Raw genomic sequence first — 12912 nt, 5'->3', positions numbered from 1 at the left:
CCGACATCGCCGTCAGTCGTCGGCGGCCGGCGCCTCCAGCACGAGGAACAGACCGGCGTACGGCCCGAGCTCGAGAGAAAAGCTCTGCAGCTCGTCCACTCGGCCCACGGCCTCGCCGGTCGCCGCGTCGATCGCGATGCTCTGCGGCACCAGCCACTCCGACCGGACCGTTCCCTCGATCGTCTCACCCGAGAAGTTCAGCACCGTGATCTGCAGGGGCGCCGACTCGTCCCGTCGGTCGCCCCCATCGAGACGATGGACCATGACGAGCATGCTCGGATGCCCGACCTGCGGGATGTCGACCTGCGAGGCGATGGCGATGCCGTGATCGCTGCGGATCCGCAGGATCTCTTTCAGCCCCGACAGGAAGGATTCGGGGTCTTCCTGCTGCCGACCCAGCGAGCCGTAGAGCGAGCGCGCGCGCGGCACGCCCGACATCGACGACGCCGCGTCGGGGGCCACGTCGAGCAGGTCGTGCGCTCCCCGCTCGATCCAGCGCGTGTCGCCGGTCGAGATGAGATGGCGCACGTCATCCGCCGGAAGCGTGAGCGAACCCGTGAGGTCCCAGCCCGAGAGGGCGAAGACTCCCGGCTGCCAGGAGTTGTACTTCGCGAGCAGCAGGTGGGCATCGCGGATGGCCGGGATGTCTGCGTCGGTGATCTCGTCGAGCGTCGCCTTGCCCTGCGTCGCAGCGATGAGGGATGCCGAGGTGCAGGCGATCCCGTTCTGCGTGAAGACGAGGTTGTAGTCGGCTTCGACGGTGAGCTTCTCGGTGAGCTCGGCGCGCACCATCTCGGCGATCTCTCCCCCGGTGTGCTCCTCGTGCCGGAAGGGGTAGACGGTGTCGCGGTGGGTCGTGGCCCAGTGCACGAGCTCGTAGGTCAGCTCGTCGTGATTCTGCATGCCGTGAACGAGCTGCACGGGCTCGACGCCGGTCTCGAGCGCCGTCGTGAGCGCGAGCCTCAGGAACTCCGTGTTCGCCGTGGCGAGGGCGTGGTGATACCCGGGCCGCGTGACGAAGTCGTACGACAGGTCGGCGCCGACCGCGCTCGTGTCGCGGATGTCCTCCATCGTGAGGTTCAGCTCCTGGAACGTGAACCCGCCGACCTTTCGGACCATCCCGGCGATGATGTGGTTGGCCGCGTGCGACAGCGGGTGCCCCTCCGACCACGCAGGCAGGCCCTCTGCGCTCTTCTCCACACCGAGGAAGCCGTTCGCGTCGAGTCGTAGCGCGCTCGTCCCGAGATCGCCGAGGGAGTGCAGGGCATCTCCGATCACGAGCCGCATCCCTGCGAAGGTGGGGTCGAGCCAGTTGATCGACGGCTGCCCCTCCTTGAAGTAGTGGAGGTACACCCAGCGTCGCTCGAGACCGTCCGTGCCGACGACCGGAGCGGTCGTGCTCCAGTTCGTCTCTTTCACCCCCGGGGTGTAGAAGATGACGCGCTGAAGTTCGCCGATGATGTAGCCGCGTGCGCTGAGCTCGCGCTCGGTTTCGGCATCGAGGTTCACCGAGTCGCGCCCGGCGGGCACCTCGGGAAGCAGGTCCCAGTCCTCACGGGGGATCTCGACCATGTGGTAGATGCCCGGGTAGTCCTTGTACGCCATCTCGGCGAGCCGGAAATCCGCGCCTTTACCCGTGTGACCGGGAACGATGTCGTCGATGACGCTGCCGCCGTGCGACTCCGCCACGTCGGCGACGCGGCGGAAGGCGTTCTCGTCACCGAATTCGGGGTCGATCTGCGTGCTGATGCGATCGAAGTGACCGTCGACGCTGGGGGTCTCCTGCCAGCCGGTGATACCTCCGGCCCTCTTGACGGGACCGGTGTGGATGCCGTTGATCCCCACCCACTCGAAGGCCTCCCACAGCGCCTCATCGCCGAGCGCCTCGAGGAACGACTCCCCCGGGCGGGTGATGAGCGAGATCGGATAGGCCGTGAACCAGACGTCGGTCGATTCGATGGCCCGGCGCGCGTCCGGACGCGCGTAGGGATTACGCCACATCGAGGGCTGACCGGACAACTGCCGGCTCAGGACATCGGCGTCTTTGAGCATCGACTGACGGACGAGCCACTCCACATAGGAGGGATTGCCGCCGTTGGCGTTGCGGGGATCGGTGAGGAATCGACGGAGAGTGCCACCGCGGAACTGGTCGCGGGGACGCAGCCGACGGGGTCGCGCCGGATAGCGCTGCTCGTCGTAACTGATCTCGGTCGTCGTCTCGACCGCCTCTTCGGCATCGATGTCATCCGCGTCGTTCCGACCGGCATCGACCATCTCGTCGTCCACCACAGCGCGCTCATCGGCGTCGTCCACTCCCGACCTCCCTCACGTCATATCCGACGCTAGTCGCTTCCACTGACATCGACCTCGGGCATTGACCTCGACCCGCCGGGTGTCGACAGATCCGTCGTGCGCGCCTTCCTCGGGGCTCACCGCGGACGCGACGGGGCCCCGCGCAGGGCCGACCAGGCGATCACCAGCGCGAGCAGGCACATCCCGAGCACCGCGGCGAGGAACACCCCCCACCCGACGGAGGAGAAGACCAGTCCCAGCACCCATCCGAACAGGCTCGAGCCCGCGTAGTACCCGAGGTAGTACAGCGACGACGCCTGCGCGCGGGCCTCGGGATCGGCGGCAACGGGTGTCCAGCCCGAGGCCACCGCGTGCGCTCCGAAGAAGCCGGCGGTGAAAGCGAGCAGCCCCACGATGACCGCGGCGATGAACGGCAGGAACATCACGATCACGCCCGCCGCCATGAGTCCGGTGCTGCCGAGCAGGAGGGGGAGCCTGCCGTACCGCACGGCCAGAGCGCCCGCCCGCGGAGACGAGACCGTCCCGGCGAGGTACGCGAGGAACAACAGCGTCACGATCGCCGGCGGCAGAGCGAACGGCGGGGCCGCCACGTGAAAGCCCAGATAGTTGTAGACCGCGACGAAGGCACCCATCAGCAGGAACGCTTGCGCGTACAGCGCTATCTGCACCGGAGAACGCAAGTTGAGCGCCAGACGCCGCCTCACCGACGGTCCCCTCACCGTCCGGGACCGGCCGGGAACGAACCCCCTGGCCGCCGGTACGAGCCACAGGAACACCACCGCCGCGACCACGCAGAGAAGGACCACGGATGCCACCCCCCACCGCCAGCCGGCCAGTTCGGCGATCCAGCCCGAGGCCACGCGTCCGGAAAGACCGCCCACGGTCGTCCCCGCGATGTAGGAGCCGGCGGCCGCCGCCACGAATCGGGGCGACACCTCCTCGCTCAGGTACGCGAGGGCGACCGCCGGAACGGCACCGAGCGCAGCCCCCTCGAGAAGTCGCAGCGTCAACAGCACACCGAGGTCGTCCGCGAAGGGCGTGACAGCCCCGAGAAGAGTCGCCGCGATCAGGCCGATGGCCATGGCGGGCACGCGACCGATGCGATCGGCCACCAGCGACCAGGGGATGACCGCCACCGCCAGGCCCAAAGTGGATGCCGAGACGGTCAGGGCCGCCCCTGCCGGGCCCGACGCGAGATCGACGGCGATCGCCGGGAGGACGGCCTGTGTCGCGTACAGCTGCGCGAAGGTCGCGACGCCGCCGAAGAAGAGTCCGATCAGCAGGCGACGGTAGTCGCGACTCCCGGGGAGATGGCCCGAGAACTCGCTCACACCCTCGAGCCTATCGACCAGTGGCCCGGGGTATGACGAAGCGCCGGTGCCCACACCCCCCATTTCTGGGTGGGTGTGTGCACCGGCGCTGAAACCCCGGGGTCGTATCACCCGGGAATTGTGCCCGTAAATGCGAAATGGCCACCCAACATTGGGTGGCCATTTCGACTAAAAGAAGTCCGGCGGTGTCCTACTCTCCCACAGGGTCCCCCCTGCAGTACCATCGGCGCTGAGAGGCTTAGCTTCCGGGTTCGGAATGTAACCGGGCGTTTCCCTCTCGCTATGGCCGCCGAAACACTATTGATGTTTCAAAAACCAACAACGACATGATCATTGTTGAGTTCCCGACCGTACATCGAGAACCACTCAGTGGACGCAAGCACCAAAAACAGGTGTGTTATCAAGTCATCGGCTTATTAGTACCGGTCAGCTTCACGTATTACTACGCTTCCACATCCGGCCTATCAACCCAGTAGTCTGGCTGGGAGCCTCTCACCATAAATGGTATGGAAGTCTCATCTTGAGGCCGGCTTCCCGCTTAGATGCTTTCAGCGGTTATCCATCCCGAACGTAGCTAATCAGCGGTGCTCCTGGCGGAACAACTGACACACCAGAGGTTCGTCCAACCCGGTCCTCTCGTACTAGGGTCAGATCCTCTCAAACTTCCTACGCGCGCAGCGGATAGGGACCGAACTGTCTCACGACGTTCTAAACCCAGCTCGCGTACCGCTTTAATGGGCGAACAGCCCAACCCTTGGGACCTACTCCAGCCCCAGGATGCGACGAGCCGACATCGAGGTGCCAAACCATGCCGTCGATATGGACTCTTGGGCAAGATCAGCCTGTTATCCCCGAGGTACCTTTTATCCGTTGAGCGACAGCGCTTCCACAAGCCACTGCCGGATCACTAGTCCCGACTTTCGTCCCTGCTCGACCTGTCAGTCTCACAGTCAAGCTCCCTTGTGCACTTACACTCGCCACCTGATTGCCAACCAGGTTGAGGGAACCTTTGGGCGCCTCCGTTACATTTTGGGAGGCAACCGCCCCAGTTAAACTACCCACCAGGCACTGTCCCTGAACCGGATCACGGTCCTAAGTTAGATATCCAGAGTGACCAGAGTGGTATTTCAACAATGACTCCACACTCACTGGCGTGAATGCTTCACCGTCTCCCACCTATCCTACACAAGCCACACCGAACACCAATACCAAGCTGTAGTAAAGGTCACGGGGTCTTTCCGTCCTGCTGCGCGTAACGAGCATCTTTACTCGTAATGCAATTTCGCCGAGTTCGCGGTTGAGACAGTTGGGAAGTCGTTACGCCATTCGTGCAGGTCGGAACTTACCCGACAAGGAATTTCGCTACCTTAGGATGGTTATAGTTACCACCGCCGTTTACTGGGGCTTAAATTCTCAGCTTCGCCTTGCGGCTAACCGGTCCTCTTAACCTTCCAGCACCGGGCAGGCGTCAGTCCGTATACATCGTCTTGCGACTTGGCACGGACCTGTGTTTTTAGTAAACAGTCGCTACCCACTAGTCTCTGCGGCCACCACACCCTTTCGGAGCAAGTCCTAATAAGTGGATGGCCCCCCTTCTCCCGAAGTTACGGGGGCATTTTGCCGAGTTCCTTAACCACGATTCTCTCGATCTCCTTGGTATTCTCTACCTGACCACCTGAGTCGGTTTGGGGTACGGGCGGCTAGAACCTCGCGTCGATGCTTTTCTCGGCAGCATAGGATCACCCACTTTTTATCCGCATCGTGTCTCAGCCTGTATGAGTGACGGATTTGCCTATCACTCGGCCTACGCACTTGCACCAGGACTACCATCGCCTGGCTTGGGCTACCTTCCTGCGTCACACCTGTTAATACGCTAGCCGCACCAGCATGGGGTCGAGCGTTCACACGGACGCGTCTCACCCCGAAGGGATCAACAACATTCCGAGCTAGGACTCTTAGCACCACTGGATTAGCTTGGGCGGTTCTTCGCCGGTACGGGAATATCAACCCGTTGTCCATCGACTACGCCTGTCGGCCTCGCCTTAGGTCCCGACTTACCCAGGGAAGATTAGCTTGACCCTGGAACCCTTGGTCTTTCGGAGGACGTGTTTCTCACACGTCTTTCGCTACTCATGCCTGCATTCTCACTCGTGTAGCGTCCACGGCTGGGTCACCCCGCCGCTTCACTCGCCACACGACGCTCTCCTACCCATCAACACGGCTGGACCACGAAGGCCTACCAAAAATGTCAATGCCACAACTTCGGTGGCGTGCTTGAGCCCCGTTACATTGTCGGCGCGGAATCACTTGACCAGTGAGCTATTACGCACTCTTTCAAGGGTGGCTGCTTCTAAGCCAACCTCCTGGTTGTCAAAGCAACTCCACATCCTTTCCCACTTAGCACGCGCTTAGGGACCTTAGTTGGTGGTCTGGGTTGTTTCCCTCTCGACTATGAAGCTTATCCCCCACAGTCTCACTGCTGCGCTCTCACTTACCGGCATTCGGAGTTTGGCTGACGTCAGTAACCTTGTAGGGCCCATCGGCCATCCAGTAGCTCTACCTCCGGCAAGAAACACGCAACGCTGCACCTAAATGCATTTCGGAGAGAACCAGCTATCACGAAGTTTGATTGGCCTTTCACCCCTATCCACAGCTCATCCCCTCAGTTTTCAACCTAAGTGGGTTCGGTCCTCCACGACGTCTTACCGTCGCTTCAACCTGGCCATGGATAGATCACTTCGCTTCGGGTCTAGGACACGCGACTGAATCGCCCTATTCAGACTCGCTTTCGCTACGGCTACCCCACTCGGGTTAACCTCGCCACGTATCGCTAACTCGCAGGCTCATTCTTCAAAAGGCACGCTGTCACCCCTACTAAGGAGGCTCCAACGGTTTGTAAGCAAACGGTTTCAGGTACTATTTCACTCCCCTCCCGGGGTACTTTTCACCTTTCCCTCACGGTACTTGTCCGCTATCGGTCACCTGGGAGTATTTAGGCTTATCAGGTGGTCCTGACAGATTCACACGGGATTTCTCGGGCCCCGTGCTACTTGGGATACTCTTCACGCCAAGAACAGGCATTTCGACTACGGGGTTCGCACCCTCTATGACCGGCCATTCAAAACCGTTCGTCTATACCCTCTTGTCACGTCGATCATTCGGCAGAACAATCAGAAAAGTCCCACAACCCCCAACATGCAACGCCTGCCGGCTATCACACACGCTAGGTTTAGCCTCTTCCGGTTTCGCTCGCCACTACTTACGGAATCGCTTTTGCTTTCTCTTCCTGTGGGTACTGAGATGTTTCACTTCCCCACGTTCCCTCTACCCGCCCTATATATTCAGGCGGGAGTCACCAGGTACGCACGCGCCCTGGCGGGGTTTCCCCATTCGGACACCCTCGGATCAAAACTCGCTTATCAGTTCCCCGAGGCTTATCGCAGATTGCTACGTCCTTCTTCGGCTCCAGATGCCAAGGCATCCACCGTTTGCTCTTAAAGACTTGAAATCACATGAGTTGAATCGTCAAAAAATTGACTAATGATCTTTAAGATCATCTTCACGACACAAACCAAAAGGCTCATGTCGAAGATGCTCGCGTCCACTGTGTAGTTCTCAAAGTACGGGCGGTACCCACCCCAGCCACCGGAACACCGGTACCGAAGCAGGCCCTCGAGGAACAGCCACCAACCACCACCAGCCATACGACTGACGCGATCAGCGCCCGGCCCCTCAGGACCCAACAGCGTGCATGTATCGACAACTCCGAACCAGATCGTTCCAGTGGCAAGCCACGTACTAAACCCGAGAACCTCGTCCCCGACACCAAGTCAAATGTTCCACCCATGAGCTAACCGGCAGACACATTCGGTCTGATCCGGCGCCTGAACAACCCCATTACAGGGCGTCAGATGCTCCTTAGAAAGGAGGTGATCCAGCCGCACCTTCCGGTACGGCTACCTTGTTACGACTTAGTCCTAATTACCGATCCCACCTTCGACGGCTCCCTCCACAAGGGTTGGGCCACCGGCTTCAGGTGTTACCGACTTTCATGACTTGACGGGCGGTGTGTACAAGACCCGGGAACGTATTCACCGCAGCGTTGCTGATCTGCGATTACTAGCGACTCCGACTTCATGAGGTCGAGTTGCAGACCTCAATCCGAACTGGGACCGGCTTTTTGGGATTCGCTCCACCTCACGGTATTGCAGCCCTTTGTACCGGCCATTGTAGCATGCGTGAAGCCCAAGACATAAGGGGCATGATGATTTGACGTCATCCCCACCTTCCTCCGAGTTGACCCCGGCAGTATCCCATGAGTTCCCACCATTACGTGCTGGCAACATAGAACGAGGGTTGCGCTCGTTGCGGGACTTAACCCAACATCTCACGACACGAGCTGACGACAACCATGCACCACCTGTTTACGAGTGTCCAAAGAGTTGACCATTTCTGGCCCGTTCTCGTATATGTCAAGCCTTGGTAAGGTTCTTCGCGTTGCATCGAATTAATCCGCATGCTCCGCCGCTTGTGCGGGTCCCCGTCAATTCCTTTGAGTTTTAGCCTTGCGGCCGTACTCCCCAGGCGGGGAACTTAATGCGTTAGCTGCGTCACGGAAACCGTGGAATGGTCCCCACAACTAGTTCCCAACGTTTACGGGGTGGACTACCAGGGTATCTAAGCCTGTTTGCTCCCCACCCTTTCGCTCCTCAGCGTCAGTTACGGCCCAGAGATCTGCCTTCGCCATCGGTGTTCCTCCTGATATCTGCGCATTCCACCGCTACACCAGGAATTCCAATCTCCCCTACCGCACTCTAGTCTGCCCGTACCCACTGCAGGCCCGAGGTTGAGCCTCGGGATTTCACAGCAGACGCGACAAACCGCCTACGAGCTCTTTACGCCCAATAATTCCGGATAACGCTTGCGCCCTACGTATTACCGCGGCTGCTGGCACGTAGTTAGCCGGCGCTTTTTCTGCAGGTACCGTCACTTTCGCTTCTTCCCTGCTAAAAGAGGTTTACAACCCGAAGGCCGTCATCCCTCACGCGGCGTTGCTGCATCAGGCTTCCGCCCATTGTGCAATATTCCCCACTGCTGCCTCCCGTAGGAGTCTGGGCCGTGTCTCAGTCCCAGTGTGGCCGGTCACCCTCTCAGGCCGGCTACCCGTCGACGCCTTGGTGAGCCATTACCTCACCAACAAGCTGATAGGCCGCGAGCCCATCCCAGACCGAAAAATCTTTCCAAACACGACCATGCGATCACGTCTCATATCCAGTATTAGACGCCGTTTCCAGCGCTTATCCCAGAGTCCAGGGCAGGTTGCTCACGTGTTACTCACCCGTTCGCCACTGATCCACCAAGCAAGCTTGGCTTCACCGTTCGACTTGCATGTGTTAAGCACGCCGCCAGCGTTCATCCTGAGCCAGGATCAAACTCTCCGTAAAAAAGAAATGCATACAACCACCGGGAAAACGGGGCCGCAGCGAGTTTGAAACTGACCAAAGAAAAACATCATTACTGACGAATTTCACGCCAACCCCCGAAAGGGTTGGACTTTGATCCAAAGGAATTTCTCGCAATCCAACAAAAGTCAGACCGACGAGGAATAAATTGGCATTTGACAAGTGCACGCTGTTGAGTTCTCAAGGAACGGACGCACCCACAGAAACGATCTCTCGACCTACCCGTGAGGCAGTTCACTTCAATTGACAGCCGCCAGCACACGGAACCTCACTGGGATCTCAAAAAGATCAACCTCGGGAACCGGCCGAACGACCAAACCAAAACCATACACCATTCGGAGGAGGTTATGGGTGGTCCGCCACTTGAGACGATGCGGGGCCTTCCGGCCTCTCCGCTCTCCCCTGTGGGGCGAACAAGTAATAAGTTACGCGGGAACGATCGACCCGTCGAATCCAGGCACATCTCGGGCGTGTCGCTTGACCGCGGCCGCGGAATCCTGCGGAAACGTCGACGGCCCGGCGCGACCTTCGAGGTCGCCCGGGCCGAGGGACGGGAACGATGTGGCCGTCAGGCGACGAGTGTCCATGTCGACGGGGAGGTCATGGCATCCGTGTGTCCCCCGGTGAACTCGAGCCCGCCGAAGAACATCGCTCCGATGACCAAAGCGAAGACGAACGCGATCGACAGGAACAGCACGGCCACGCCGGCAAGGGTGATCAGAAGAGGAAGTCGAGAAGCCATGTCTTCATCCTGCCCTGCTCCCCCACCCGCCCACCAGGGCTTGCGCCCGGGAACGACCGAAGGCCGGCACCTCCGAGGAGGGAACGACCGAAGGCCGGCACCTCCGAGGAGGTACCGGCCTTCGATGCGGGACGGATCAGCGACCGGAGAGCTTCTCGCGAAGCGCAGCCAGCGACTCGTCGTCGGCGAGGGTGCCCTGGGCGGGCGTCTCGGACGAGAACGATCCACCGAACGAACCGGCGTCCGTCGGGTTGGCGGCCTCGGCCTCGAGGGCCTTGGCGACGGCAGCCTTGTGGGCTTCCCAGCGACCCTGAGCAGCGGCGTACTCCTGCTCCCAGGCCTCGCGCTGAGTGTCGAAGCCCTCGAGCCACGCACCCGACTCGGGGTCGAAGCCCTCGGGGTACTTGTACTCGCCACGCTCGTCGTACTCGGTGGCCATGCCGTACAGCGCCGGGTCGAACTCGGTGCCGTTGGGGTCGACCGACTCGTTGGCCTGCTTGAGCGACAGCGAGATGCGGCGACGCTCGAGGTCGATGTCGATGATCTTGACGAAGACCTCTTCGCCAACCGACACGACCTGCTCGGCGAGCTCGACGTGCTTGCCCGACAGCTCCGAGATGTGCACGAGACCCTCGATGCCGTCGGCCACGCGGACGAACGCACCGAAGGGAACGAGCTTGGTGACCTTGCCCGGAGCGATCTGACCGATCGCGTGGGTACGGGCGAACACCTGCCACGGGTCTTCCTGCGTCGCCTTGAGCGAGAGCGACACGCGCTCGCGGTCGAGGTCGACCTCGAGGATCTCGACGGTGACCTCCTGGCCCACCTCGACGACCTCAGAGGCGTGCTCGATGTGCTTCCAGGAGAGCTCGGAGACGTGGACGAGACCGTCGACGCCGCCCAGGTCGACGAACGCACCGAAATTGACGATCGACGAGACCGTGCCCTTGCGGACCTGGCCCTTGTGGAGGTTGTTGAGGAACGTGGTGCGCGACTCGGACTGCGTCTGCTCGAGCAGAGCGCGGCGCGAGAGCACGACGTTGTTGCGGTTCTTGTCGAGCTCGAGGATCTTGGCCTCGATCTCCTGGCCGAGGTACGGCGTCAGGTCGCGGACCCGGCGCAGCTCGATGAGCGAGGCCGGGAGGAAGCCGCGGAGGCCGATGTCGACGATGAGACCACCCTTGACGACCTCGATCACGGAACCGGTGACAACACCGTCGTTCTCCTTGATCTTCTCGACGTCGCCCCACGCACGCTCGTACTGAGCGCGCTTCTTGGACAGGATGAGGCGGCCTTCTTTGTCCTCCTTCTGGAGAACGAGTGCCTCGACGTGGTCGCCGACGTTGACGACCTCGTTGGGGTCGACGTCGTGCTTGATCGAGAGCTCGCGGGAGGGGATGACACCCTCGGTCTTGTAACCGACGTCGAGGAGGACCTCGTCGCGGTCGATCTTCACCACGGTGCCTTCGATGAGGTCGCCATCGTTGAAGAACTTGAGCGTCTTCTCGACCGCGGCCAGGAAGTCTTCGGCCGAGCCGATGTCGTTGATCGCGACCTGCTTGGTAGCCGGGGCGGTCGTTGCGGTAGTCATGTAGTGGGTTGTCCTAGTTGGGTGTGGTGTCGGGCTCCGACTCCTGTACCCGTCGGTCCGAAGACCGGGGGCCGTCGGGCTGGGGCCGCCCGAGGGCGAACTCCAACCACGAGTCGAAGCGAAGCGGATTGTTCATGCGATGCCACGGGCTCGCCAGATAGGCAGAACCCAGGTGTGACACCTCAGTCTAACGCACCAGGCCTGTCGCGCAGTCCCGGGTGACGCGCATCCCGCGCTCGAACCGTCACACGCTGACGCCGACCGCGCGGGGCGAACGGAGACAGCGGGCCGGACAGGGCGTTTGCGCGTGCACGCGATTCGCCTCGGATCGGCCGTTTTGTTCCGGCGTTCTGAGGCGGTCCGCCCAGGTGGCGTCCAGAAACACGTGCCAGGCTCCCCGTCTTGTGCCCGCTGACGCGGGTCGGACGGTGACACCCGCACCGTCCTCCCCTCACGTGAAACCGGTTCTATGCGCTCTGACTCGACGTCCTTTTCCAATCGTCGTGACCGCCGCCTCGCCGCCCGCCGCACTCGTCGTCGCCCCGTGACGACAGTGGGAGCGCTCGTGCTCGGCGTGGTCGCGGCCGCGGCTCTCACCGGCACCGCGCCGGCCGCCACCGCCTCCCCCGCCGACCTGTCGACCGCGACGTTCTCGCTCGCCTCCTCGATCACGCCCACGGTGCTCGCGGCCACCCCCGGCCCCGAGAAGACCGAGGCCCGCGCGGCGGAGACCGCTGCGTCGACCTCGATCCAGGCCGTCGCCACCGTGCAGAGCGACATCGCGGCATCCGGTCTCGACATCGGCCAGCCCGCCACGGTCGACACGACTGCGCTGCAGCAGGCCACCGACCGCCTCGAGGCGGCCTCGGTGCTGCCCGAGACGTTCCTCCCCGCGCTCTCGCACGACGTCGCCGCGGCCACCGCCGCGGTCGACCAGCGCGTGGCCGAGTTGCGCGGCGGTCTCGACGCCGCCGTGGCCAAGAAGGCCGAAGAAGAGGCGGCCGAGAAGGCGCGCCAGGAAGCAGAGGCTGCTGCCGCGGCGAAGGCCGCCGCCGACAAGGCCGCCGCCGAGAAGCAGGCCTCGTCGTCGTCGTCGTCCTCGTCCAACTCCGGCGGTGGCGGGTCTTCGGCCCCCATTCCGACCGGAGGCGGTTCGGGAGACAACAGCCCCGCCGGTGCCCAGGCCGCCGCGCGCGACATGCTCGCCAGCCGCGGCTGGGGCGACGACCAGATGTCGTGCCTCGTGTCGCTGTGGAACAAGGAGTCGGGCTGGAACTACAAGGCCTACAACTCCGGCAGCGGCGCCTACGGCATCCCGCAGGCGCTCCCCGGCAGCAAGATGTCGTCCGCCGGTGCCGACTGGCAGACCAACGCCGCCACTCAGGTGTCGTGGGGCCTCGGGTACATCTCGGGCCGCTACGGCACGCCGTGCGGCGCGTGGGGCCACTCGCAGTCGACCGGCTGGTACTGAGC

At 62.2% G+C, this 12912-nt stretch carries 5 protein-coding genes and 3 rRNA genes; 1 reads left to right on the top strand and 7 read right to left on the bottom strand.

Going from position 1 to position 12912, the window contains the following annotated elements; translation table 11 throughout:
* Positions 1 to 12 precede the first annotated feature (12 nt).
* The 7 genes from treS to rpsA all read right to left on the bottom strand — a co-directional run bounded on the left by treS (position 13) and on the right by rpsA (position 11439).
* Positions 13 to 2274: a maltose alpha-D-glucosyltransferase gene (gene treS / locus OVA26_RS08820; protein WP_442786071.1), complete on the bottom strand. Its 2262-nt coding sequence runs from the start codon at positions 2272 to 2274 to the stop codon at positions 13 to 15.
* Positions 2275 to 2429: 155 nt separating this feature from the next.
* On the bottom strand, positions 2430 to 3644 hold the full coding sequence (locus OVA26_RS08815; protein ID WP_268103854.1) for an MFS transporter: 1215 nt from the start codon (positions 3642 to 3644) through the stop codon (positions 2430 to 2432).
* Between the two features lie 177 nt (positions 3645 to 3821).
* Positions 3822 to 3938: ribosomal RNA gene (gene rrf / locus OVA26_RS08810) — 5S ribosomal RNA — on the bottom strand.
* A 102-nt stretch (positions 3939 to 4040) separates the two neighbouring features.
* Positions 4041 to 7152, bottom strand: a 23S ribosomal RNA gene (locus OVA26_RS08805).
* Between the two features lie 414 nt (positions 7153 to 7566).
* Positions 7567 to 9088: ribosomal RNA gene (locus OVA26_RS08800) — 16S ribosomal RNA — on the bottom strand.
* Together the 16S, 23S and 5S rRNA genes form the textbook arrangement of a ribosomal RNA operon.
* Before the next feature lie 586 nt (positions 9089 to 9674).
* Complete coding sequence (locus tag OVA26_RS08795) at positions 9675 to 9848, bottom strand: hypothetical protein (RefSeq protein WP_268103853.1); 174 nt, start codon at positions 9846 to 9848, stop codon at positions 9675 to 9677.
* A gap of 136 nt (positions 9849 to 9984) precedes the next feature.
* Entirely contained in the window at positions 9985 to 11439 is a 1455-nt protein-coding gene (gene rpsA, locus OVA26_RS08790) for a 30S ribosomal protein S1 (RefSeq protein ID WP_056227982.1), read from the bottom strand.
* A 469-nt stretch (positions 11440 to 11908) separates the two neighbouring features.
* Here rpsA and OVA26_RS08785 point away from each other — a divergent pair, with 469 nt between their 5' ends.
* The gene (locus OVA26_RS08785; protein ID WP_268103852.1) at positions 11909 to 12910 is read left to right on the top strand and encodes a lytic transglycosylase domain-containing protein; all 1002 of its coding nucleotides are present in this window, start codon (positions 11909 to 11911) and stop codon (positions 12908 to 12910) included.
* Positions 12911 to 12912 lie beyond the last annotated feature (2 nt).

This window comes from Microbacterium sp. SL62 (genome assembly GCF_026672635.1).
Taxonomy (GTDB): Bacteria; Actinomycetota; Actinomycetes; order Actinomycetales; family Microbacteriaceae; genus Microbacterium; species Microbacterium testaceum_A.
This window is presented reverse-complemented; position numbering and strand designations above follow the sequence as displayed.